Here is a 24727-nt window from a genome sequence, read left to right as displayed (position 1 = left end):
TCCCCACTGCTGCCTCCCGTAGGAGTCTGGACCGTGTCTCAGTTCCAGTGTGGCTGATCATCCTCTCAGACCAGCTACCCGTCTTTGCCTTGGTAGGCCATTACCCTACCAACTAGCTGATGGGCCGCAGGCCCATCCCCTGGTGCGAGCTTTCATGAAGAGGCCCGCTTTTACCTCAATCTCTTGCGAGACCGTGGTCTTATGCTGTATTAGCCCTCCTTTCGGAAGGTTATCCACCACCAGAGGGTAGGTTACCTACGTGTTACTCACCCGTGCGCCGCTTTACCGGGGCCGAAGCCCTTTCTCGCACGACTTGCATGTGTTAGGCGCGCCGCTAACGTTCGTTCTGAGCCAGGATCAAACTCTCCAGTTAAACTTGCTGGAGGTCACCTCGGTCCGGCTAAAGACCGGGTGACGGCTCATGCTCTAGGCATGACGTGATTGCTCGGCCGTGCTTGCGCAGGCTCGAGCGAGGGCCACGTCACCACACGTTTGCGTGTTGCGTACAATCCAGTTTTCAAGGACCGAGCCGAAGGTTTCCAGCAGGTACTCCTGCCATTCCTTCGTTCTGTCGTCTCGCCGTCCGTCCAGGCCGCTTTCGCGACGCTGTTTGTCTCGGCGAGGTCGGTTGATTTAGTTGCCTCTCGGCTCCGTGTCAACCGTTCATTTTTCAGGCCGGTTCGTTTCTTTTTGCCGACCGGCTCGGCTCCCCGCCGCTTTCGCGTTTCGGGGCGGCGGACTCTACTCATCGAGTTCCGCCTGTCAACCGCCTCGTTGCCTTTTTTTGCGTCCCGTCTCTTCCGCTTGGGGAGCGAGGCAGACCTCGCTCTGTCGAGCTGAAGAACCAGAGCGCTGGCCCTCGGCGCCCTCTCCGCGTCGGCTTCACCGCCGCGTCGAGGGGGGCGGACTCTACTCATCGAGCCCTGCCTGTCAACTGCCTCGTTGCCTTTTTTTTCCGTCCCGCCTCTTCCGCTTCCTCTGCCTCTCGCAGAGCGAAGGAGCGAGCTGACCTCACTCCTCCTAGCTGAAGAACCGGGGCGCTGGCCCTCGGCAGCCCCTCCGCGGCAGCACCGCCGTCGCGTTGGGGAGGCGGACTCTACTCACCCTCCCCCTCCTGTCAACACGCAGGACTCTTTTTTTCCGTCCACCTTGCCGAACCGCTCGTTTCGCCGCGCAAACCAGCAAAACGGACCCCTCGCTCCAGCTCCCGCTAGATGAGGGCCTCGACGTGCTCATCCGCGAACCAGCGGCCCCGGCACTCCCGCACGAGCAGGAGCTCCGCGCCGCTCGGAAGTCGCACGCGAAATCCCTTCTCCCGCCCGCGAAGGCCAACCATCGCCCCCATCACCTCGATGGGCTGCCAGCCGCCAGCCGCACGGAGCCGCCTCGGGCGCGAGTGATCCGGCGGGATCGTCTCGACCTCGACGCGAAACCACTTCGTGCTGCCCTGCGGGCGCGGCCAGGCAGCCTCCGCGCAGAGCTCGGCCTCGCTCTCCTCGAGCATGCGCTCGGAGGCCGCGAACGCAGCGCGCGGATGTAGCAGGACGACGAGCGCATACCCCTCCGGGAGCTGACGCACGATGTACCCACGGCCGCGCGCCCGGACCGTGATCTGCTGGGGCGACGCGAAGTTCGGCGCCTCCTTCAGCTCGCCGAGCACGATCTGCCAGTGCGCCGCAGCTACTTTGAGGTCAAACGGATCGAGGTACCCGAAATAGTCGACGGTCTCCCCCTCCGCGTCGACGAGCGCCGCGCCCTTCGCGCTCGGCAAGCACGTGACGAGGCGCTCGAGGATCCTCGTGAAGGTCGACGCCTCCTGATCACGCGGCGGAGGCGCAGGACGATGACGGCGGGATCGCGTGCGTTCGCTCATCGCTCGATCGGGACCAGGGCGAGGAGCGGCTCCGCGCTCCGCTCGACGAGGACACCACGACGGAGCCCCTCGAGGAGCTTCGACCGCGCAGCACTCGCGCGGCCCCACACGACCTCGTCACGCACGAGCCGCCGGCGCTCCTCCAAGGGCACGACCCGCGCCGGCGTGCGCTCGAGCAAGAGGAGGACGTGAACACCATACGACGTCGCCACGAGCGGGCTCGTGTCCCCACGCGCCCCGAGCGCGCTCGCCGCGCGCGCGAACGACTCCACCAGCGTCCCCCCGTCGGGGAGGATCAAACGCCCATCCGCCGTGACCGGCGGGAGCGCCTCCACCACGGTCCTGAACCCATCCTTGTCGACCCCGTCGACCGCACTTCGAAACGAGGCGACGACCGGGTCCTCGACGTCCTCGAACGGACGCTTGGGCTCGGGGCGCGTGATCGCGCGCGCCGACGCGGCCACCGGCAACACGGCCTCGTGAATGGCGCGCGCCACGGCCTCGGCCCGGCTACGCGTCGCAGCATCCGCGTTCTCCGCGAACTGCACGACCGCATGGACCGTACGAAACCCCTCCGGCCGATCGAGCTCGATCCACCGCCGCGCCATCACCCGCTCGAGCTCGGCGTCCGTGACCGGCCCCTTTTGCTCGGCCTCCGAGAGGAGCTGATGCATGAGCCGCCGCGCGAGCGCCGCGCTCACCCGACGCTCGAGCTCGGGGTCGTTCGTGGCGCCACGCGCGCGAGCCTCGCTGGCAAAAAGCGCGTCACGAATCGCGAGCTCCCGCGCCGCGACGAGGTCGATCCCCTGCGCCGCCGCGATTCGCACGACCGTGCCTTCGTTCACCTCTTCACGACCGACCCGCGCGACGGTCCCCCCGGCGAGCGTGCCCCGCTCGGGCGGCGGCCCGGAAGGACCTCCACCGCCGCCACATCCCGCCGCGGTCGCCACGAGCGAAACGAGCGCCACGCCCGCGCGCACGTTCATCCACCCCCCCGGGGGCGCAAGAGCTCCGTCGACGCCCGCAAGGAGAGCCCACCGATCACGAGGAGGTAGACCGCCTTGAAATCGTCGCGCTGGCCGAGCGCAAAAACGCCGAAGCCAAAGGCGGCCGCCGCTGCGAACAGCAGGAGGACCGCGAAGGCGTCAATCGCGCGAGACACGACGGGAGCATAGCTCGACGCGCCCGGCCTGTGGGGCCGGACCGGCCCGAGACGTCCCCGAATCACGCGCGCGCGCGGCTCGAGATGCCCTCGGCCCCACCGAACACCTGGATTCGTCCGCCAGGCGACTACCGTCGCATCAGCACGACCGCGACCCCCGCCACCATGAAGACCATCAACGTGATGAGCGCTTTCCCGGCCGCAGGCGTCACGCGGCGCGAGGACCTCGACGAACGTTTGCCACGGTCCACGGCCACCGACGCCGCGACCACGCTGACGGCGACCGCACAAGCGATCGCGACGGCCTGCGCGGCGAGCGCGCGATCTCCGTCACGCACGTGCCAGGCGAGGACGAGGTACACGAGGCCCGCGAGGATGCCGACGGTCACGACGGGGATCGCGCCACGCGGCAACGTCGAGCGCGCCTGCAAGAGCGGCGCGTCGAGATCACGCGGAGCCTCGGGCTTCGACGGGCCCGTCTCCCAGCGCTCTCGCCACGAGAGCGCAAACGCGCCCCACGCGATCGCGCCGACCGACGCGCGCAGAGGATCGAGGCGCGCAGGCGCGAGCGCAGGCGCGCCGAGCAGCCACGCGCCCGTCGTGAGCGCGAGGAACGCGGTGATGCCGACGTGGCGCGCGAGGTTCGGACGGCTGCCGCGAAAGAGCGGGCCCGCGAGGCCGCAGAGGAGCCCGACGACAGCGACGAACGCAGCCGGGCGCGCGGCCGATCGCGAGAGCGCGGCGGGCGCGACCGTGGTCGTCCAGGCGACGAAGGTGGCGAGCAGGGTTTGTCCGGGGGAGTCTCCGGCGCGGATCTCGGCGACGAGGCGCGCGACGGGCCCGTCTGCTTGCGGATGGGGAGCGCGCGCGGCGGGGGCGGCCTTCACCGGACCCGCGAGGGCCTCGGCGTGGTCGCTGTCGCCGGATCGCGGCTCCCGATCATCCGCCATGCGTGCTCACACGATACTCCGATCGGAGAGCCTCGACAGCGGGACGAAGGCGCTCGTGTCGTCGTCCTCGCCCGCGAGCGCGGCGGCCGCCTCGCCCCCTCCGTCGTCGCGCGCGACCTCGAGGCCGAGCTTCTGCCAGAGGCCGGCGTCGAAGAGGTGGCTCGGCCGGACGTTGCCGAGCGCCGCGAGCATGTTGCGCCGCGCGCCGGGGCAACGCGCGTCGAGGTCGGCGAGCAGGCGGCTCACGGCCTTGCGCTGGAGGTTCTCCTGCGAGCCGCAGAGATCGCAGGGCAGGATCGGAAACTTCTCCTCCTCGGCGAACGCCGCGAGGTCGTCCTCGGCGCAGTAGATGAGCGGACGAATGACGACGTTCTTGCCGTCGTCCGCGACGAGCTTCGGCGGCATGGCCTTGAGCTGCCCGGCGAAGACGAGGTTCAGCATCAAGGTGGTGATCGCGTCGTCGCGGTGGTGCCCGAGCGCGATCTTCGTGCAGCCCATCTCCTGCGCGATGCGATAGAGGATGCCGCGGCGCAGGCGCGAGCAGAGCGAGCAGTAGGTCTTGCCCTCGGGGATCTTGTCCGTGACGATCGAGTACGTGTCCTCGTTGATCATCACGAACTCGTGCCCGCGCGAGGCCATGTAGTCGCGAAGGAGGTGCCCCGGAAAGCCCGGGTGGCCCTGGTCGATGTTCACCGCGACGACGCTGAAGTTCACGGGGGCGCGCCGCGCGAGATCCACGAGCAGGTCGTGCATCGCGTAGCTGTCCTTGCCGCCCGAGACCGCGCAGAGGACGCGGTCGCCGTCGGAGAGCATCTTGAAATCGGCGATCGCGCGGGACATCGCCCGCGCGAGCTTGCGGCGTAGGTTCACAGCGAGGGTTTCAGGAGAGCTCGTCGATGAGCCGGAGGAACGTGAGGACCCCGTGGCCCGTGCCGCCCTTGGGGTAGATGCCGTAGGGCTTGTTCGCAAGCGAGGGGCCGGCGATGTCCACGTGGATCCACGGGCGATCGCCCACGAACTCGCGCAGGAAGAGCGCGGCCGTGATCGAGCCGCCCCAGCGATCGGCGGTGTGCTTGATGTCCGCCCAGTCGCTCTTCAGGCCCTCGCGCAGCTCCTCGATGAGCGGGAGCTGCCAGGTCGACTCGCCCGCGGCCTTCGCCGACGTGCGGAACTGCTCGGCGAGCTCCTCGCGGTTCGTGAAGAAGCCCGAGACCGTGGGGCCGAGCGCGACCACGCAAGCGCCCGTCAACGTGGCGTTGTCGAGGATGAGGTCGGGCTCGAGCGAGCGAGCGTAGGCGAGGCAGTCGGCGAGCACGAGGCGGCCCTCGGCGTCGGTGTTGATGATCTCGACGGTCTTGCCGTCGAGCGAGCCGAAGACGTCGCCTGGCCGGTAGGCGTTGCCGTCGGGCATGTTCTCGGCCGAGCCGATGATGCCGTGCACCTCGACGTGCGGCTTCACGGCGGCGACGGCGGCCATGAGCGCGACCACGTTGGCCGCGCCGCCCATGTCGCCCTTCATCTCCTCCATGCCCTGCGCGGGCTTGATGCAGAGGCCGCCGCTGTCGAAGGTGAGGCCCTTGCCGACGAAGACGAGCTTCTTCTTCGAGGGCTTCGCCGGCTTGTAGGTCAGGTGCACGAGGCGCGGATCACGCGCGCTGCCCTGGCCGACGGCCAGGATGAGCTTCATGCCGCGCTTCGTGAGCTGGGCCTTGTCGAAGATCTTGCACTCGAGCCCGTTCGCCTTCGCCACGTCCTCCGCGGCCTTCGCGAGCTTCTCGGGGTAGAGCTCGTTCGGGGGCGTGTTGATGAGGTCGCGCGCGATGCACACGGCCTCGCCGACCTTCTGCCCGAGCGCCGCGCCGTCGCGCTCGGCCTTGCTCACCCGGCCCGTCGTCGCGAGCGCGACGCGCGCGAGCTTCGTCTTGGGGATACGATCACCCGTCAAGAAGGCCGTGAACCGGTAGCCGCCGAGCACCACGCCCTCGGCCGCCGCGCGGGCCGCGTGAGCGACGCCCTCGGGCAGGGCGATGGCGAGCGACTCGGCCTTGGCGCCGAGCGCGAACCGCGCGCCCTTGGCCGCGAGCAACCGGACCTCGACGTCGGTGACGGTCGCCTTGCCGAGGCCGACCAGGAGAACACGTTGCGCCGGCAGCTTGCCGAGCGTCTGCAGATCGAGGGTCTGGTCCTTCTTCCCCGTGAAATCCTCGCGCTTGACGATGCGAGAGACGACCGGACCGAGCGCGTCCTCGAGCTTCGCGAGGATGCCCTCCTTCGTCGTGGCCCCCTCAGGCACGCCGATGACGGCGACGTCGGCGTCGATCTGAAGCGGGTCCTGGGAAACGACGGAAAGCTTGATGGACATGCGTTCTCCTGGACGATTGCGGGCGCGACCCCCCGGGGTCGGGCCGCGCATCTAATCACGAGACGCCAGGCTCGTCGACCGATCGTCTCGTTCTGGTTTCACGGGGGATGGACGGCGCGCGCCACGCCTTCGACGCTCGGGGCTGCGCTCGGACAAGCCGAGCTACGCCCCAAACCCCGTGTGACGCACGCCAGAGGTCTGTCGCCGCGGTGCGGCAAGGGGCGCGTCAAACCGTGCGCGCTCAGCGAGCCGGCTTGGCGGAGGACGCATCCTTGTAGATGCGGATGACGTTCTGGAGCAGCTCGAGCCCCTCGGCGCGAGGCCGCTGGAACGCGTTGCGCCCCATGATCGAGCCGAACGAGCCGCCCTGGGCGAGCTCGCGCACCTCGGCGAGCACGGCGTCCGCGCCCTTGGCCTCGCCGCCCGAGAAGATGACGACGCGCTTGCCGTTGAACGTCGACTGGATGACGTGGCGGATCCGATCGGGGAGCGTCGCGATCGGGATGTTGTGCTTCTCGTACATCTTGCGCGCCTCGTCCTGCTCGATGTGCGCCGTCGGGGGTTTGACCTTCACGACGTGCGCGCCGAGCTCGGCCGCGATGTGCGAGGCGTACGCGATGACGTCGATGCCCGTCTCGCCGGCCTTCGACATCGAGCCACGCGCGTACGACCAGACGATGACGACGAGGCCCTTGCGCTTGGCCTCGATCGTGAGCTCGCGGAGGTCCTCGTACATCTGGTTGCGAGCGCCGGAGCCCGGGTAGATCGTGTAGCCGATGCCGACGCAGCCGAGGCGCAGGGCGTCCTCGACCGAGCCCGTGATGGCCGAGATCGGGTGCTCGGGTTTGCCGAGCGAGTCGCTGTTGTTGAGCTTCAGGATGAGCGGGATCTGCCCGGCGAACTTGGCCGCGCCGGCCTCGAGGAAGCCGAGCGGCGCGGCGTACGCGTTGCACCCCGCGTCGATGGCGAGCTGGAAGTGGTAGTCGGGATCGTTGGCCTCGGGGTTCGGCGCGAACGACCGCACCGGGCCATGCTCGAAGCCCTGATCGACGGGCAGGATCACGAGCTTGCCCGTGCCCGCGAGCGCGCCGTGGTTCAAGAGGCGCACGAGGTTCGTCTGGGTACCGGGGTTGTCCGACGAGTACCAAGAGAGGATCTGCTTGACGCGATCGGTGAGAGCCATGGTCGTCTCCGATGGGGTTGGGCCCGGCGCACGGGCAGCGAGACCGGCAGGCTAGGCCGCGGATGGCCACTCCGCAACGCACACCGATGCGCCGGAATCGTACGACGGCGGGCGGAGGGCCGTGGTAGACGGCAGGCCCGAGGGGAAACACGATGACCACGACGAGTTCGGACAAGCGCCTCGAGAGCTGGGCCCCGCCACCCGCGGAGCCTTCGCGGGTCGGCATCACGCTCGAGACGTTCATCCTCGAAGGACAGCTCGGCTTCCCGGCGGCGACCGGGACGTTCACGTCCCTGCTCAACCAGATCGGCCTCGCCGCGAAGCTCGTCACCGCGAAGGTGCGCCGCGCAGGCCTCGCGCGGCTGCTCGGCTACACGGGGCAGACGAACGTGCAGGGTGAGCTCGTGCAGAAGCTCGACGAGGAGGCGAACGAGACGCTCCTCAGCGTGCTCGGGCGCCGCAGGCATTGCGCCGCGGTCGCGAGCGAGGAGCTCGACTCGATCCGGATCACCTCGACCGACAGGCGCGCGAAGTACCTCGTCGTCTTCGACCCGCTCGACGGCTCTTCGAACATCGACGTGAACATCTCCATCGGTACGATCTTCGGCGTGTTGCGGAAGCACGCCGACGGCGAGGGCGCGACGGAGGCGGACTTCCTGCGGCCAGGGCGCGAGCTCGTGGCGGCGGGGTACATCCTCTACGGCTCGTCGACGATGCTCGTGATCACGACGGGGCACGGCGGCGTGCACGGCTTCACGTACGACCCGACGGTCGGCGAGTTCTTCCTCTCGCACGAGAACATCCGCATCCCGGAGCGGGCCTCGCTCTACTCGATCAACGAGGGCAACAGCGCGTACTGGGGCGACGACGTCCGCCGCTGGAACGCGTGGCTCAAAGAGGAAGACAAGGCGACGAATCGGCCGTACGGCGCGCGGTACGTGGGCTCGCTCGTGGCCGACGCGCACCGGACGCTGATGAAGGGCGGCATCTTCGCCTACCCGGCCGATCGGAAGAGCAAGCAAGGCAAGCTCCGGCTGCTCTACGAAGCGAACCCGTTCGCGTTCGTCTTCGAGGCCGCGGGCGGCAAGGCGACGACGGGCACGCAGCGCATCCTCGACATCACGCCGACGGAGCTACACCAGCGCGTGCCGCTCGTCCTCGGATCGCCGCGCGACGTGGACATCTTCGAATCATTCGCGCGCGGCGACCGGTAGTACCCTCGGGCCGTGCCCCGGCCCTCGCTTCGAAGCCTCGCCCGCGCGATCCTCGTCCCCCTCGTCATCGCCGGCTGCGGGACGGCGCAGCCCACGCGTCAGGTCGGGCCTCCCGCGGAGCTTGCGCGCAGCGCCGCGCCATCCGTCACGCTCGGCCCGTCGACCTCGCCTCCGCCCACGTGCCCGGATCCCGCGCCCGCTTCGCCGAGCACGTCGAGCAAGCCGATGTTCATCCTGCAGAACGGGCACGAGCGTCCGATTCACAGGATCGTGGTGAGCACCGACGGCAGCAAGCTCGCGTCGGGCGCGCACGACGGGACGGTGCGCGTCTGGGATCTGCGGGCCGGGCTCTTGCTCCGCAGGTTCGTGACGGCCGGGTTCTTCGTGCACGATCTCTCGATCAGCGCGGATGGAAAGCGCCTCGCGTATTACGCGCCCGACGGCACGCCCGACGGGCTCATGGTGCAGGTGCTCGACCTCGACGATCCCAGGAGCACGCGCCAGACGAGCCCGTACCACGGGGCGTTCCAGCTCTCGCCGGACGGCCTGTCGCTCGTGATGGCCGCGGACAAACTCACGTTCGTCGACACGAGGACGGGCAAGAGGACGAAGGAGGTCACCCTCGGCGCCAAGGCCCCGAGCGCGCTCGCGCTCGCGCACGACGCGGAGGGAAAACACGTGGCGGCGGCGTATCCCGGGGAGCTCTTGATCGTCGACGTGATGAAGGGCGTGGTCACGCACCGGATCCCGGTGGGGAGCGCGCTCGCAGATGCGCCGCTCCGCGTGGCGCTCACCGCCGACGTCGCCGCGCTGCTCGTCGCAGGCGGGACGATCACGCTCCACCCGCTCACTCCAGGCGCCGCGCCGCGCGTCCTCGCGGGTCGTTACAAGGACATGAGCGCCTCGAACGGTCGGATCTGGGCGACGGAGCTCATGACAGGGACGGTCGCGACGTTCACCCTCCCGGACGGGCAGCCGGTCCCGCTCTCCTCGCACGAGCTGCCGCGGGGCGACCTCGTCGCCGCGAGCCACGATGGATCGACGATCGTCACGGCGCGAAGTCACCTCGCCGTGGGGACGAACATCGAGGTGCGAGACGTGCAGACGATGCGCGCGGTGCGTACGATCGAGGGGACCGTTCGATCGATCGAGTCACTCACGGTGCGTCCCGACGGGAGCGAGCTCCTCACGGGTTCGTTCCGCGGCAACCTCCTGCGATGGGACCTCGTCACGGGGAGCCTGAAGCCCGCGGTGCCGCAGAGCGAGCAGAACAAGGCGCCGATCCGCACGCTCTCGTACGCGCCGAGCGGCGAGCAGTTCGCCTCGAGCTCGAACGCCTGGCGTGTGCGCGTGCACGAGGCCACGAGCGGGCGGATCACGCGCCAGTGGGACGTGCTCGGCGGCTCCTTCGTGCGGTACGCGGAGTTCTTGCCGTCGAGCGACGAGCTCCTGACCGTGCGGGTTCGGACGGATCGCAAGCTCACGAGCAAGAAGGGGCCCGCCGGCATGCCGGTGATCGACGAGAAACACGACGTCGCCGTGGAGCGATGGGACCTGCGCGGCCCGAGGCCACCCTTGCCGAAGGCTCTTTTGGGCGAGATCGCGCGGCCGCAGGGCAAGCTGCTCACGAAGCTCGCCTCGGACCCGTGGTTCTTCGCGCTCTCGAAGGACGGCGCGCGCCTCGTGGTGGGCGGCGGTGAGGCGCTCACGTCGCTGCGCACGGACACGGGCAAGATCGATTGGACCACCAACCTCCCGACGGTGCCCATCGGCCTCGCGAAGCGGCCCGACGGCGGGCTGGAGGTCAACCAGTCACACGCGACATTCTCGCCCGACGGCAAGACGATCGTCCTGTCGACGCGGAAGCTCCTGACGAGGGCCGGCGTCCAGCAGTTCGTGCCGATGCTGCTGGAGATCGACGCGAACACGGGGCGCGTCCGGAAGGAGCACGAGCCGGGGGCGCACGGGCCCGTGCGGTGGCACAAGGGGACGATCGTCGTCGGGGGGCTCAGGCCGGCCGTGGTCGACGCGAAGGACTTTTCCGTGCGCGCGCGCCTCACGCTCGCGGACAACAAGATCGACTCGATCGGGGTGCATCCGAAGCGTGATCTGTTCCTGCTCGGCGGTGACGGGGGTGCGACGTCGTTCGTCACGGTGCGCGGGGAGGTCGTCATGACGCTCGTCTCCACGCCGAACGGGGAGTGGGTGGCCGCGGCGCCGACCGGCGCGTATCGATCGAGCCTCGACGGCGCGCGCAGCATCGCCTGGACGTTCCCGGATCCGCTCGAGAGCTTCTCGTTCGAACGGTTCGCCTCGCAGTTCGAGCGGCCGGAGCTCGTCGAGCAGAGCCTCGCCGCCGAGGGCGCCGAGGCCCCGGCATCACTCGCGCGGCCGCCGCGGCTCCGCGTCGAGACGAAGGGCCTGCGTGGGAGGATCGAGACGTCCGAGAAGAACCTCTCGCTCGACGTCGTCGCGACGAGCCCCTCGCGCGTCGACCGCGTGCGGGTCTTCGTCGACGGCAAGCCCGCGGGCGACAGGCTCGTGTGCGCAGCGGAGGGGCGCGTCTCGCTCGACGTGCCGCTCCACGCGGGCAGCAACCGCGTGAGCCTCGTCGCGTACGACGCGGCCGGCTACGCGAGCAACCCCGAGCAGCTCGACGTGGTGTCGACCTCCCCCGACGCCAGGAAGCCGAGCCTGCACGTGGTGGCCATCGGCGTGAGCCGCTACCCCAACATGCTCCCCGAGGAGCAGCTCGACTACGCCGACGACGACGCGCGCTCGGTCGCGGCGTCGCTCGCGCGCCTCGCCGGGCCGCAGGGACCGTTCGAGCGGATCGCGACGACGACGCTGCTCGACGAGGAGGTGACGGTGCGGCGCGTGGACGAGGCGCTCGCGGGGCTCTCGCAGATGCGCCCGGACGACCTCGCCGTCGTGTTCTTCGCGGGCCACGGGGCGCGGATCGACGAGACGAGGATGCTCTTCTTGACGAGCCACGCCTCGTTCACGCGCGCGGCCGCGATCGAGCACGGCATCGGCTGGGACCGCATCGAGAAGGCGCTCGAGGGGGCGCGCGGGCGCGTGCTCATGATGCTCGACGCTTGCCACGCGGGGCACGTGACGACGGAGGTGATCGCGCCGAACGAGGCGCTCGCGCGGGAGCTCGCGGCGGGGGAACGCGCCGGCGTGCTGGTGTTCTCGGCGGCGCGGGGCTCGCAGTTCAGCTTCGAGGTGCCGCCCGCCGGCGCGAGCGGCGGGTCGAGCCGCGGGCTCGAGCTCGCCTGGGATGGGAAGCCCCCACCGAAGCAGGAGGATCTGAAGGGCGGCCACGGGCTCTTCACGGCCGCCCTGCTCGAAGCGCTCGATGGTGAGGCGCCCGATCGGGACCGCAGCGGCGCCATCGAGATGAACGAGCTCGTCGACTACGTGACGGAGCGGGTGCGCGCGGCCTCGAACGGCATGCAGACGCCGTGGGTCGCGCGGCGCGAGATGTTCGGCGACTTCATGATCGCGCCGGCGGCTCGTTAGCCGGCGCGAGCGGCCGTGCGTTCGTGCGGACGCACCTTTTGAGGACCAACATTCTCGTCCTCGCCCGCCTCCTCGCTCATCGGCATCCCGTCCCGATACGTGACGAAGTGCGACAGCGTCGAGGGCACGCGCTCGCCCGGCAGGATCGTCCCCACGAGGTTCAACGGATCACACGCGGAGAGCCGCACGACCTCGCCCCGCAGAGGTGCCTTGCGCATCGCGCGCAACGCGTCGAGCGCCTCGGGCAACGCGAACTGCTCGCCGATGAAGGACGCGACGAGCCGGCCACCGCGCACCTCGCCACGCATCTCCAGGCGTCGGTAGACCCGCACGAGGTCCCGCCAGGCCGGCGCGCGTGACTCGCGGGAGACGAGCTCCCGGACGACGATGCCCCAGCGCCGCAAGAGCTGCCGCGCGAAGGCTTCGATCGTGGCCGCGGGATCGGCGCCGCCCGCGGGAGGCGCGTCCACGAGCGCAGGCGCGCGGAAGAGCGCCCATCGACCCGCCGCGAGGACGGGCGCGCCGCGAGACGTGTGGTTGGAGGTCGAACGAGCGCGGGCGCGCGTGGAAGGCCCGAGCAGGCCGCGGAGCCCGGCGAACCCGTCGCCCGTGATCCGCCCCGCGGAGACGAGCTCCCAGAGCGCCTCCTCGACCTCGGGCCGCGAGAGGCCCGAGGCGCGGACGATGTCCTCGAAGAACGAGGCGCCCGCCGCGCCGAGCGCGCCGAGCACGCGCCGCGCCGCGGCCGAGAGGCCCTCGTCGCCGAGCGTCGCCTGCGCGGGGGCCTCGGACGGCTCGGCGAGCAGCCACGCGAGATCACGGCGGAGCGCGAGCGTGATGGGCGCCGCGCGTGTGGGCGCGCCGCCGGCCGAGGCGCGCGGCGAGAGCCGCCCCCACGTGACCTCCCCGGACAAGCAGAGCAGATCGAGCCACGAAGGATCGTAGGCCTCGACGCGCGCCGGCAGGATCTCGCTCTCCCATGCGCCCGCGGCGATCTCGAAGCCCTGGAGCTGCTCGACGACCCGCGCGAGCCCCCCGGCGGCGTGCGCACGTTGCCCCGGGATCACGCCCTGCCACGCGAGCAGGAAGCGCATGAGCTCGGCAGGGGATGCAGGCTCGATCGCGCGCCGCAGCCCGTCCACGGTGCGGCGGTGGATCCGCGCGAGCAGGCGCCGATCACACCACTCGATCGCGCCGGGCGCGAGCTCCGGCGAAAAGCGCCCGCGCAGGACCACGCCGTCCGCCTCCACGCGCGCGAGGGCGATCTCGATGTCCGCGACCTCGATCGACAGGCGCTCGGCGAGCGTCGCCGCCTGGATCGGCCCGACGAGCGCGAGCCAGCCACGCACGAGCCCGGCGATCGCGGCCTCGTGTTCTCCCTCGGCGGGCGCGTCGGCGGGCGCCTTCGTGGGAACCTCGATCGCAGGCGTGAACGTCGCTCCGGGCCAGATCGACGCCGCCCGATCGCGCCGCTCGGCCGCGACCCACACGGCCCCCGTGATCCCCGGCCCCGCGAGCCTCGCGACGCGGCGCGCTCGCACGAGCGCTTCGAGGAGGTGATCGTAGCCGAGCGCGCTCGCCTCCTCCTCGGGCAACGCCGTGACGTCGAGCAGCAGATCGGCGAGCTCGTCCTCGTCGCGCACCACCGGCCGGGCCTCCGCGATCACGGCCTCGATGGCCTCGGGATCGAGCCCGCCGATGCGATCGACCACGTCCGGCGGCAAGCCGCGGCGCACGGCGACCGCGCGCGCCCTTCGCTCTTCGAGCGGCGCGTCGTCGAGGAACGCGTACGGGTTGGCGTTCAGGATCTCGTGGGAGAGGACGCTCGGCTCGGCCGTCTCGCGTGAGACGATCCGGATCTCGCCGCGCTTGATCCGATCGAGCACCTCGCCGAGCCCCTCGGCGTCCATCACCTCCGTCAGGCAGTCGCGCATCGTCTCGCGCACGAGCGGGTGATCGGGGATCTCGAGGATCGCGTCGCGCCCGTGGTTATCCTGGCAGCCGAGCTGCGCGGGGAAGACGGCGGCGATGAGGTCGTCGCTGCGCATCCGGACGAGCGGCGCCGGCACCTTTCGCCCGCCCGAGAAGCGCAGGATCTGGAGCGAACGTGTCGCGTTCCACCGGAAACGCGTGCCGAACATGGGCGCCTGCAGCGCCGCCTGCTCGAGCACGCCCACGACCCCCTCGGGCCGCAACATCTCGAAGATCACCTCGAGCGGGAAGCTGTGCTGCGCGCCGAGCGAGAGGAGCACGCCGTCATCGGTCGCCGCGGCTTGCAGCTCGAAGTCGAAGCTCCGGCAGAACCGCTTGCGCAGCGCGAGGCCCCAGGCGCGGTTGATGCGCGCGCCGAAGGGCGCGTGCAGCACGAGCTGCATGCCGCCCGCCTCGTCGAAGAACCGCTCCGCTACGACGACGCCCTGCGACGGCATCTCCCCGAGCGCCGATCGCGCCGCCGCCACGTACTCGCAGAGCAAGACCGCCCCCGCGCGATCGAGCGCGCACGCCTCCTCGAGCCACGCCGCCGTCTGGAAGAGCCGCACCGGCTCGCCTGGCTCGCGCCCCTCGAACATCCGCCGCGCGACCTCCTCGCGCAGCGCCCCCACCTCGGCGGAGAGCTCGCGCGAGCGCGCCGGCCCCTCGCCGAACCAGAACGGCACCGTCGGCGGCGCGCCCGGCGCGTCCTCGACCCACACCTTGCCCGCCTCGATGCGACGGATGCGCCACGACGTCGATCCGAGGAGGAAGACGTCACCCGCCGACGAGTCGATCGCGAAATCCTCGTCGACCGATCCTACCTTCGTCCCGTCCGCGAGCACGACGTCGTAGTTGCCGTTGTCCGGGATCGCCCCGCCCGACGTGAGCGCCGCGATCGAAGCCCCCCGCCTCGCCTTGAGCCTCCTGTTCACGCTGTCCCGGAAGAGCAGCGCGCCCGCGCGCCCGCGCCGCGCCGAGACGCCCTCGGCGAGCATCTGCACGACGTCGTCGTACGCCGCGCGCCCGAGCCTCTCGTACGGAGCCGCGCGCCGCGCGAGCGCGAAGAGCTCGTCCTCGCCCCGCTCCCCCGACGCGCACGCCGCCACGATCTGCTGCGCGAGCACGTCGAGCGGCGCGTCTCGCATGCTGATGCGGTCGATCTCGCCGCGCCGCGCCGCTCGCACGATCGCCGCGCACTCGACGAGCTGATCCCGCGTCAGCGGGAAGAGCCTGCCCTTCGGCGTCGCCGCGAGCGCGTGGCCCGAGCGGCCGATCCGCTGCAGCGCCGTCGCGATCGTCCGCGGCGACCCCACGAGGCAGACGAGGTCCACGGCGCCCACGTCGATGCCGAGCTCGAGCGACGCCGTCGCCACCACGACCTTGAGCTCGCCGGCCTTCAGCCTGCGCTCCGCCGCGAGCCTCCGCGAACGCGAGAGGCTGCCGTGGTGGGCGGCCACGGCCTCCTCGCCGAGCCGCTCGCCGAGGTGCAGGGCCAGCCGCTCGACGAGCCTGCGCGTGTTCACGAAGACGAGCGTCGACCGGTGCGCGCGGCACATCTCCGCCACGCGGTCGTAGAGCTCCTCCCACTGCTCGAGCGTACAAACCGCGCCGAGCTCCTCGCGCAAGACCTCCACCGCGAGGTCGAGATCCCGGCGCACGCCCGCGTCGATGATCGTCGGCAGCGGCCTGCCCGCGCCGACCAGCATCCGCGCCGCGACCTCGATCGGCCGCATCGTCGCCGAGAGCCCCACGCGCTGCGGGCGCGCTTCGCCGCTCGACGTCACGAGCTCTTCGAGGCGCTCGATCGTGAGCGCGAGGTGCGCGCCTCGCTTGTCCGAGGTGATCGCGTGGATCTCGTCCACGATCACGGTCCGCACGTGCGCGAGCGCGCGACGGCCCGAGGCGGAGCCGAGCAGGATGAAGAGCGACTCCGGCGTCGTGACCAGCACGTGCGGGGGCTTCTTGAAGAGCTTGCGCCGATCCTTCTCCGGCGTGTCCCCCGTGCGGACGGCCGTGCGGACGGCGGGGCGCGCGAGCCCGAGCTCGTCGGCGAGCGCGGTGAGCTCCGCGATCGGCTCGTCGAGGTTCTTCTGCACGTCGTTCGACAGCGCCTTCAGCGGCGAGACGTAGACGACCTCGACGTGCTCCTCGAGCGGCCCGTGATCACCCGCGCGCACCAGCCGATCGAGGCACGCGAGGAACGCGGCCAGGGTCTTGCCGGAGCCGGTGGGGGCGGCGATGAGGCAATCCTCACCGCGCTGAATCGTGGGCCAGGCGCGCGACTGCACGGGCGTCGGAGCGCCGAAGCGGCGTTTGAACCAGGCGTCGACGAGGGGGTGGAACACGGCCTTGGCGAGAGGCTACCCCGTCGCTCGGGCCTTGGCATGGGCGGGGCGACCGACCGGAGCCGGCCGTTCGCGACGGCCCCACGGGCGAACGCGAGCCGGTGTAAGCTCGGACCGGCGCCTAACGTTCCTCGTCGGCTTCCCGGAGATCTCGCATGCCCCACGTGTTCCGGACCCTCCGAGCGCGCCTCGCCGCGCTCACGTTGATCACCACCTCTCTTTTCCTCGTCGGCTGTGCTGCCGGCAGCTCCGGCGCGCCCGCGCCTGGTTACCCCGAACCGGCAGCGTATTACGGCGGCGGCGCCGCGCAGGCCGAGTCCGTGGCGTCCACCGAAGCCATGCCGATGGATGCGGCGCCCGAGCCGATGAACGCGCCGCCCCCGCCGATGCCCGCGAGCGCCGACTCGAATGACCGCTACGAGAGCGACGACGGCGTCGGCTCCGATGACGAGGGCTTCTTCGGCGGCTCCGGCGGCGATGCCGCGAAGTCGGCGCCTCCGCCTGTCGCCGCGCGGGCCCCCGTGGCTCCCGGCGCGCGCGCCCCGATGGCTGCGCCCGCGGCGGCGCCGAGGCAACCCACGCCGCAGCAGCCCACGGCCGGAAAACCCGCGCCGGGTGGCAAGAAGACCGAGGGCACCTCCGAGCCGCAGCAGCCGCAGGACAAACCCGTCACGCCGCTGCTCATCTACACGGGCCGCGTCGGCATGGAGGTCGCGGAGGCGGCGGTCATCCCCGGGACGATCGACAAGATCATCGACCTCGCCGAGTCCTACGGCGGCTACCTCGCGTCGCGCTCGGACGCGGGCGTCGTGATCCGCGTGCCCTCGCGGCACTTCCGCGACGCGCTCACCGCGCTGGAGAAGCTCGGCGAGGTCAAGCGCCGCAGCGTGAGCGCGGAGGACGTCTCCGAGGAGTTCCACGACCTCGAGGTGCGCCTGCAGAACCTGAAGAGCGTGCAGAAGCGCCTGCAAGAGTTCCTCGCGAAGGCGGCGAACGTGAACGACGCGCTGCAGGTCGAGCGCGAGCTCGAGCGCATCGGCCGCGAGATCGATCAGATCGAAGGCCGCATGCGGTTCCTCCGCGCGCGCGCGACGTTCTCGACGATCACCGTCGACGTCACAGGCCGACCCAAGCAACAGCAGGTCGTGGCGCAAGGCACGAACGCGCCGCCGCCGCCGCGGATGATCGACCTGCCCATCGAGTGGCTCTCGAGGGTCGGCCTCGAGACGCTGATGAGCCTTCGCTGAGGCAAGGAGGCAAAAGGACCATGAACCACAAAGCTTCGCTGCTCCTCTTCTGCCTCGCCGCCTCCCTCGTGGGGATCGGCTGTGGCCACGGCTTCAAGCTCGTGACGCCCGACGGCTTCGTCGAGCTCGAGGACCAGGAGGAGTACGCCTACCGAGCGACCACGGCCCAGGGCGTCGTGATGAGCGTACGCGTCGAGCCGAACCGGCCGAGGGGCAACCTCTCCTTCTGGACCGACGCGATCGACCTCAAGCTGCGCAACATCGGGTACACCGCGGCCGAGGCGCGCGACGTGAAGACGAAGAGCGGCGCCGTGGGCAAGCAGCTCCGCTACACGCGCACGATCTACGACCGCCCCCACATCTTCTGGCTCACGGTCTTCGTCACCGACGCCGACGTGTTCGTCCTGGAGACCGGCGGCGACGCGCGCGAGTTCGACAAGGCGAAGGACGAGATCGGCAAGGCGATCGAGGGCTTCGTCCCCGGCTGATGCGCTAGAGTCCCGCGCATGCCGGGCAGCCCCGTCGAGGTCTACCGCCTCACCCGCAAGAAGCACGATCAGCTCTGGAACACGTACGTGATGCGCCCGCTCGCGGCCGTGTTCGTCGCCGCGATCCACCGCACGCCCCTCACGCCGAACCAGGTCACCCTCCTCTCCCTCTTCATCGCGGTGACGGGCTCCGCGCTCTTCATCGCGCTGCCGAGCTACCGCGGCGGCCTCGTCGCCGTGCTCGTCCTCGAGCTCGCCTACCTCCTCGACTGCGCCGACGGCATGCTCGCGCGGTACAAGAAGCTCGCCTCGCCCACCGGCCACCTCTTCGATTTCTTCGTCGACGAGGCCAAGGCCGTGCTGCTCGTCGCGGTGATCGGCGTCCACCTCCACAGGAAGGGCGGGCTCGGCATCAACGGCGCCGCGTGGCCCGCGGGTGACGTCGGGTTCCTCTATGCGGCCATCGCCGGCGCGGTGATCGTGGCCTCGGGCATCTCACTCACGAACTTCGTCCGCAGGCCCGAGCTCACGGGTCAAGCGACGCCGACCGAGGCGCACTACGAGGCCGTCGGCGAGAAAAAACCGCAGTCGATGGTCGGGCGCGCCGCGTCCCTCGTCATGACCTTCCTGCGCTTCCTCAACCACTACCCGAGCCACGTCTGGATCTTCGCGCTCACGGATCGGCTCGACCTGTTTTTCTGGATGTATCTCGCGCTGAACGCCCTCTACCTCGCCCGCGGCTGGCTCGGGCTCGTGCTCCGCTTCGGGCGCGGATAAAACGCGGACCACCTCCCGACGAGCCTGCCTCCTCGATCTCCCTTCCTTTCCGCCCTGGCCCTCGCGCATTATGTCCTCTTGGGGGAGATGACCGTCACCGACAGCCCGAGCCGGGCCATGCCGTGCCTGCGTTCGGTCGAGGTGCTCGCGAGCACGCTCGATCGGCACGGGTCCATCGCGTGGTTCGTCGACGGAAGGACCTTCGACGCCGTCTGGACGAGCACGCGCGCGGCGGCGCTCTTCGGGCATCGCTCGGGCTTCTTTGCGTTCCTCACGCCTCCGGGGGACGAGGCTCTGCGCGCATCCCTCGGCGCGCTCGTGCAGGGCGCAGCGCCGTGGACGGGGGACGCCTGGGCCACGACCGCCACGGGGCGAGCCGTGTTCATGCGCATCGCGGCGAGCGTGATCGCCGAGGACCGGATCAGCTCGCCGTACGTGCTCGTCACGATGACCGACATCTCCGACCTCGCCGAGGCGCGCGAGGCGCTCTTCCTCGTCAGCGACGTCGGCAGCATCGTGTGGGAGTTCGACCTCGCCGCGCGCCGCTTCACCTTCGTGAGCCGCCAGGCCGAGCGCATCCTCGGCTACCCGGTCGAGGAGTGGCTCGGCGATCCGATGTTCTGGTACCGGTACATGCACCCCGAGGACGTGGGCTGGGCGCCGGCCTACTGCGAGAACGAGACGAAGCGCCTCACCGCGCACGAGTTCGTCTATCGCATGATCGCGGCGGATGGCCGCGTCGTGTGGCTGCGCGACATCGTGACCGTCGTGGTCGAGGGCAACGTGCCGAAGCGGCTGCGGGGCGTGATGGTCGACGTCACCGCGAGCAAGCAGGCCGAGGCCGAGCGTGATCGCCTCCTCGCCGAGGAGCAGGCCAGGCGCGCGGAGCTCGAGCTTGCGCGCGCGCGCATGGAGGACGCGCTGCGACGCAGGGACGAGTTCCTCTCGGCCGCCTCGCACGAGCTACGCACGCCGCTCACGCCGCTCTCGCTGCAGATCCAGAGCCTGCTCCGCGACGTGGAGCGCGGCGAGCTCCAGCTCGGCGCGGCGCAACGCAAGAAGATCGAGCTCGCGGATCGGCAGATCGAGCGCCTGTCCGCCCTCGTCAAGACGCTGCTCGACGTCTCGCGCGCGCTCGGCGAGAACCTCGGGCTCACGCGGGAGCCCTGCGACCTGCGCGAGTTGACGCGCGAGGTGCTCGACGAGCTCGAGAGCGAGCGGCGGCGCGGCGGCGCGGTCATCACGTTGAACGCGGACGCGCCTGCGATCGGGGTCTGGGACCGCGCCGCGGTCCAGCTCGTCATCACCCACCTCGTCCGCAACGCGATCAAGTTCGGGCTGGGCCAGCCCATCACGTTGTCCCTGTCGTCGGGGGACGGCGCGGCGAAGCTCCGCGTCTCGGACGGCGGCATGGGGATCGCGCCCGAGGACCACGAGCGCATCTTCGAACCCTACGAGCGCGCCGACGCGGCCAAGGTCTACGGAGGCCTCGGCCTCGGCCTCCACGCGGCGCGCCGCATCGTCGAGGCGCACGGCGGCCTCATCGAGCTCCGCAGCGCCAAGGGTCAAGGCGCGGAGTTCACCGTGACGTTGCCGATGGCGAAGGGGCCTGCGGCGAAAGCGGCAACGTGACCACGAACTCGGCGCCGCGCCCGGGCTCGCTGAAGGCGCAGATCGAGCCGCCGTGCGCCTCGCAGATCTGGCGCGCGATGTACAGGCCGAGCCCGAGGCCGCCGTGGGCGCCAGACGCCGCGGCGCGCTCGAATCGATCGAAGATCCGCGGCAGATCCTCGGGTGAGATGCCCTTGCCCTCGTCCCGCACCGAGATGCGCGCGCCGCCTTCGTCGACCTCGACGTGCACGTGCACGGGGGCGGGGGCCGCGTAACGGAGCGCGTTGCCGAGCAGGTTCGTCAGGACCTGCTCGATCCGGAGCACGTCGCCGTGGATCGTCCGATCGCAGCGCGCCCGGAGGTGCACCTCGCTGCCCACGCCCCGCGCCTCCTCGGTGATGCGGTCGACGAGATCGGTGCAGAGCGCGCAGAGATCGACCTCCCCGATCTCGAGGACGAGCCTGCCTGCGGCGATACGCGAGACGTCGAGCAGGCCGTCGACGAGGCGCTTCAGCCGCGCGAGCTGCCGCCGCGTGCCCTCGACCCGCGTCAGGCACGCGTCGACGCTCACCCCGCCCCGGAGGCCCCGCGCGAGCATGTCCACCGAGAGGCAGACCGTGGTCAGCGGCGATCGCAGCTCGTGTGAGGCGATGGAGAGGAACTCGTCGCGCGCCCGGAGCGCGTCCTGCGCCTCCTGGTAGAGCCGCGCGTTATCCATCGAGATGCCCACGCGATCGGCGAGCGCGATCGCGAGCGCGAGATCCTCGCTCCGGTAACGAGGCCCGAGGTTGCGCCCGAAGCTGATGCTGCCGAGGACACGCCCGCGCGCGCGCACGGGCACGGCCATCGCCGTGCTGATGCCGATGCGGCGCCAGTGCGCTCGTTGCTCCGCGTCGACGCCGCGGCGATCGAACGTGGCCTCGTCGATCTCGGGGTCGAGGATGGGCTCGTGCGAGCGCGCGGGGATCGCGCCGGGCTGAGCGCCGCGCGGGAGGTAACGCTCGACCAGATCGACGAGCTGCCGCTCCTTGTCCGGCTCCACGTGGGCGCAGCCGAAGCGGCACGCCTGGCCCTCCTGGTTCAGGAGGTACATCACGCACATGTCGCCGAGGAACGGGACCACGAGGCGCGGGACGAGGCGCACGAGCTCGTCGACGTCGAGGGATCCCGCGAGGCGCTCGGCGGCCTCGCCGAGGAACCGTTGCGCCGCCTCCGCGCGCTCGAGCTCGTGGTAGAGGCGCGCGTTGTCGAGGTCCCCCGCCACGCGTTGCGCGAACCGCTCGGCGAAGGCGCGATCGTCGTCGTCGAAGGCGGTCGGGGTCACGTCACGCAAAAAGACGAGCGTCCCGAGCCGCCGATCGCGCCCACGTAACGAGACGACGAGCAGCGCGTGGGGCCCGAGCGCGGCGAGCTCGACCGCGTCCGCCGCGCTCGGGGTGAACGAGGCGAGCGTCGCCGGATCGATCTCGTTCAGCACGAGCGGCGCGCCGGCCTCGAGCGCGGCGCGGGCCGGCTCCGAGAACCTCTCGACGAGGTTCGAGGTCTCGACGAGCCGGCGCCAGCGCGCTTCTCGCGCGGGGTCCGAGTGCGCGACGGCGACGCGGGAGGCGCCGCTCGCCGCGTCGACGAGGAAGATGCAGCCGTCGCCGCCCACGGGCAGGGCCAGCCGCGCCACTTCGAAGAGCGGCTCGCCGCCGTCGGGCGTGAGCGCTGCGCTCGCCTGCGCGAGGATGCGCTGTCGCTCGTCGGCCCGCCTGATCCGCTCCTCGAGGAGCTTGCGCTCGGTGATGTCCTCGGAGATGCCGAGCAAGAAGCGCGGCTCTCCTCTGCCGTCGACGATGGGGATCTTCTTCGTGTGGAGGACACGCAGGCCGCGGCGCGTGTGGATGGGCTCCTCGGAGATGTCGACGAGGCGCTTGCCCGAGAGCACCTCGCGATCCTTCGCCACGAAAAACGCCGCTTGCTCCGTGGGGAACAGGTCGGCGTCGTTCTTGCCGATCAGGGCGTCGCGGCGCAGCCCGAGCAGCTCTTCGCCGGCTCTGTTGAAGAGGACGAAGCGGAGCTCGGCCGCGTCCTTGACGAAGACCATGTGGGGGATGTGCTCGACGATGGAGTCGAGGAACGAATCCGTACCCTCGGCCGGCGCCGCCGCGGTTGCGGTTGCGGAGCGACCGGGTTCTCCGTCTGCCTTCGCCACGTCCCCTCCCGATTTCCATAAGGTGGCCTTGTGGGCGCTGCAACTCGACCCGCGTAGAGGGCCGGAAAATGTGGTGACCGCGGCGACGAGAGGGGCCGCGGAAAACTGGACATCGACGCGCAGGCATGCGCAAACGAGCCACACGTCATGCGACGCCACTGCTACGCGCTGCTCGTCCTCGCGGCGGCTAGCCTCGGCGGCTGCCGTGAGAAACCGGGACCCTTGCCGGGCCTCGTCGCCGACGCTCCGTCCGAAGCCGGCGCGCCCGCGACCACGAACGCCGCCGCGGACGGCGCGCCTTCTGCGGCGGCGGACGCGGACGCGCCGCCTCCCGAGGCGAGCGCCGCAGCGTTCGTCGATCTCTCGGGCATCGCGCACTTGCCGCCCCCGATCCCGGAGAGCGCGCCGCGGCTCGCGAGCATCGCGATGCGCACCGACGTCATGTCGAAGCCGGATCCGAAGGCCACGCGCGTGGGCTTCTTGCGCGCCGGCGCGATCGTCGAGATGGATCCGGAGATCGCGGGGACCTCGGGCTGCAAGGACGGATGGCGCAAGATCAAGCCGTACGGCTACGTCTGCGTGGGCCCCGAGGCGACGGTGGACCTCGACCACCCGATCGTGCGCGCATCGACGCGGCGACCCGACATCACGCAGAGGCTGCCGTACATGTACGGCATCGTGACGCGCGGCGGCCCGGTCTACGCGCGTATCCCGACGCCGGAGGATCTGAAGACGTACGAGCCGAGCCTGAAGAAGCACCTCGCGAAGTGGGTGAAGGACGAGGAGAGCGGGGCGACGTACGGGCTCGACGTGTGGATGAAGTGGAAGTCCGTGGCATCGCCGCCCGCGCTCGAGGCGATGGAGCAGCGGATCACGGACGAGGACATCCCGTGGTTCCTGAAGGACGGCGGCCGCGTGCCGAACCTGTCGGGTCTTTTGAAGTCGAACGATCTCGTGAAGATCGACCAGGTCGATCGTCGCACCGGCGTGGCCTTCGTGGAGACGTTCCTGCACGAGGGGCGTCGCTACAACGTGTCGACGGACCTGCGCGTGATACCGGCCGACCGGTTCCGCCCGATCCGCGGGAGCGACTTCCACGGCTACGAGATCGGCAAGGACATCAACTTCCCGTTCGCGCTGGTGCGCAGGCCCGGGGCGAAGCGCTGGGTGTGGGACGAGGGGAAGAAGAAGCTGGTCGCGAGCGGGGAGGTCCCGTACCGCGCGGCGGTCGAGCTGACGGGCAAGCAGAAGTTCGTGGGCAAGATCCTGCACTACGAGATGAAGGACGGCGGCTGGATCGACGACCGCCACGCGGGCCGCGTGGACCCTGCGAAGAAGATGCCGGCGTGGGGGAAAAACGGCGAGAAGTGGATCGACATCAACATCACGAAGCAGGTGCTCGTCGCCTACGAGGGGACGAAGCCGGTGTTCGCGACGCTGGTGTCGAGCGGCGAGAGCGGCCTCGGTGATCCGGAGACGAGCAAGGCGACGAAGCGCGGGATCTTCCGGATCCACACGAAACACGTGAGCGTGACGATGGACTCGGACGCGGTGGGCGAGGCGTTCGAGCTACGCGACGTGCCGTACGTGCAGTACTTCCAGGACGGCTACGCGCTGCACGGCGCCTACTGGCACGACCGCTTCGGCCAGCCGAAGAGCCACGGCTGCGTGAACCTGTCGCCGGAGGACGCGCGAAGGCTCTTCCACTGGACAGAGCCACAAGTGCCGTACGAATGGCACGGAGCCGCGAGGAACCTGACGGGGACGGTGGTGTTCATCCATCCGTGAGGGGCGCGGAGCGGACGGGCGCTGCGGCCGG

The 24727-nt window shown here is 70.6% G+C and carries 16 protein-coding genes and 1 rRNA gene; 7 read left to right on the top strand and 10 right to left on the bottom strand.

All coding sequences use genetic code 11. The annotated features are described in order from the left end of the window. The 8 genes from GF068_RS38570 to GF068_RS38535 form a co-directional block, all read right to left on the bottom strand. Nucleotides 1-373 (bottom strand): 16S ribosomal RNA (locus GF068_RS38570); the annotation flags it as partial. An 837-nt stretch (nucleotides 374-1210) separates the two neighbouring features. Continuing rightward, nucleotides 1211-1873, bottom strand: a complete 663-nt coding sequence (locus tag GF068_RS38565) for a roadblock/LC7 domain-containing protein (RefSeq protein WP_153824557.1) — start codon at nucleotides 1871-1873, stop codon at nucleotides 1211-1213. Next, a complete protein-coding gene (locus tag GF068_RS38560) occupies nucleotides 1870-2841 on the bottom strand; it encodes a peptidylprolyl isomerase (protein ID WP_338046750.1) in 972 nt (323 codons plus the stop codon). The genes GF068_RS38565 and GF068_RS38560 overlap by 4 nt, the downstream gene beginning before the upstream one ends. A 14-nt stretch (nucleotides 2842-2855) precedes the next feature. Next, nucleotides 2856-3035: a hypothetical protein gene (locus GF068_RS38555; protein WP_153824555.1), complete on the bottom strand. Its 180-nt coding sequence runs from the start codon at nucleotides 3033-3035 to the stop codon at nucleotides 2856-2858. A 128-nt stretch (nucleotides 3036-3163) separates the two neighbouring features. Beyond that, nucleotides 3164-3985 (bottom strand): hypothetical protein, encoded by an 822-nt coding sequence (locus GF068_RS38550; RefSeq protein ID WP_153824554.1) that lies wholly within the window; start codon nucleotides 3983-3985, stop codon nucleotides 3164-3166. 6 nt (nucleotides 3986-3991) lie between these two features. Further along, nucleotides 3992-4855 carry a tRNA 2-thiocytidine(32) synthetase TtcA gene (ttcA, locus tag GF068_RS38545; protein WP_338046749.1) on the bottom strand — a complete coding sequence of 288 codons (864 nt, stop codon included), beginning with the start codon at nucleotides 4853-4855 and terminating at the stop codon, nucleotides 3992-3994. A 10-nt stretch (nucleotides 4856-4865) separates the two neighbouring features. After that, nucleotides 4866-6347 (bottom strand): leucyl aminopeptidase, encoded by a 1482-nt coding sequence (locus GF068_RS38540; protein ID WP_153824553.1) that lies wholly within the window; start codon nucleotides 6345-6347, stop codon nucleotides 4866-4868. Between the two features lie 241 nt (nucleotides 6348-6588). Beyond that, a complete protein-coding gene (locus tag GF068_RS38535) occupies nucleotides 6589-7530 on the bottom strand; it encodes a class I fructose-bisphosphate aldolase (RefSeq protein WP_153824552.1) in 942 nt (313 codons plus the stop codon). Between the two features lie 152 nt (nucleotides 7531-7682). Between GF068_RS38535 and fbp the strand changes: the two genes are divergently transcribed. Both fbp and GF068_RS38525 read left to right on the top strand, forming a co-directional pair. Next, entirely contained in the window at nucleotides 7683-8744 is a 1062-nt protein-coding gene (gene fbp / locus GF068_RS38530; RefSeq protein ID WP_153824551.1) for a class 1 fructose-bisphosphatase, read from the top strand. A 12-nt stretch (nucleotides 8745-8756) separates the two neighbouring features. Next, entirely contained in the window at nucleotides 8757-12269 is a 3513-nt protein-coding gene (locus tag GF068_RS38525) for a caspase family protein (RefSeq protein ID WP_153824550.1), read from the top strand. Here the strand turns inward: GF068_RS38525 and GF068_RS47270 are convergent. After that, a complete protein-coding gene (locus tag GF068_RS47270; protein ID WP_338046748.1) occupies nucleotides 12266-16588 on the bottom strand; it encodes a DEAD/DEAH box helicase in 4323 nt (1440 codons plus the stop codon). The genes GF068_RS38525 and GF068_RS47270 overlap by 4 nt on opposite strands. Before the next feature lie 155 nt (nucleotides 16589-16743). Here GF068_RS47270 and GF068_RS38515 point away from each other — a divergent pair, with 155 nt between their 5' ends. The 4 genes from GF068_RS38515 (at nucleotide 16744) to GF068_RS38500 (ending at nucleotide 20732) form a co-directional block, all read left to right on the top strand. Beyond that, nucleotides 16744-17835 (top strand): DUF4349 domain-containing protein, encoded by a 1092-nt coding sequence (locus GF068_RS38515; RefSeq protein ID WP_153824549.1) that lies wholly within the window; start codon nucleotides 16744-16746, stop codon nucleotides 17833-17835. A gap of 20 nt (nucleotides 17836-17855) precedes the next feature. Next, the gene (locus GF068_RS38510; protein ID WP_153824548.1) at nucleotides 17856-18323 is read left to right on the top strand and encodes a serine/threonine protein kinase; all 468 of its coding nucleotides are present in this window, start codon (nucleotides 17856-17858) and stop codon (nucleotides 18321-18323) included. An 18-nt stretch (nucleotides 18324-18341) separates the two neighbouring features. Then, a complete protein-coding gene (locus tag GF068_RS38505; RefSeq protein WP_153824547.1) occupies nucleotides 18342-19100 on the top strand; it encodes a CDP-alcohol phosphatidyltransferase family protein in 759 nt (252 codons plus the stop codon). A gap of 87 nt (nucleotides 19101-19187) precedes the next feature. Next, nucleotides 19188-20732 carry a sensor histidine kinase gene (locus GF068_RS38500; protein WP_153824546.1) on the top strand — a complete coding sequence of 515 codons (1545 nt, stop codon included), beginning with the start codon at nucleotides 19188-19190 and terminating at the stop codon, nucleotides 20730-20732. Here the strand turns inward: GF068_RS38500 and GF068_RS38495 are convergent. Beyond that, a complete protein-coding gene (locus tag GF068_RS38495; RefSeq protein ID WP_338046747.1) occupies nucleotides 20680-22908 on the bottom strand; it encodes a PAS domain-containing sensor histidine kinase in 2229 nt (742 codons plus the stop codon). The genes GF068_RS38500 and GF068_RS38495 overlap by 53 nt on opposite strands. A gap of 147 nt (nucleotides 22909-23055) precedes the next feature. Here GF068_RS38495 and GF068_RS38490 point away from each other — a divergent pair, with 147 nt between their 5' ends. Further along, nucleotides 23056-24696 (top strand): L,D-transpeptidase, encoded by a 1641-nt coding sequence (locus GF068_RS38490; protein WP_153824544.1) that lies wholly within the window; start codon nucleotides 23056-23058, stop codon nucleotides 24694-24696. Nucleotides 24697-24727: the final 31 nt, after the last annotated feature.

The sequence above is a fragment of the Polyangium spumosum genome (assembly GCF_009649845.1).
Taxonomy (GTDB): Bacteria; Myxococcota_A; Polyangia; order Polyangiales; family Polyangiaceae; genus Polyangium; species Polyangium spumosum.
This window is presented reverse-complemented; position numbering and strand designations above follow the sequence as displayed.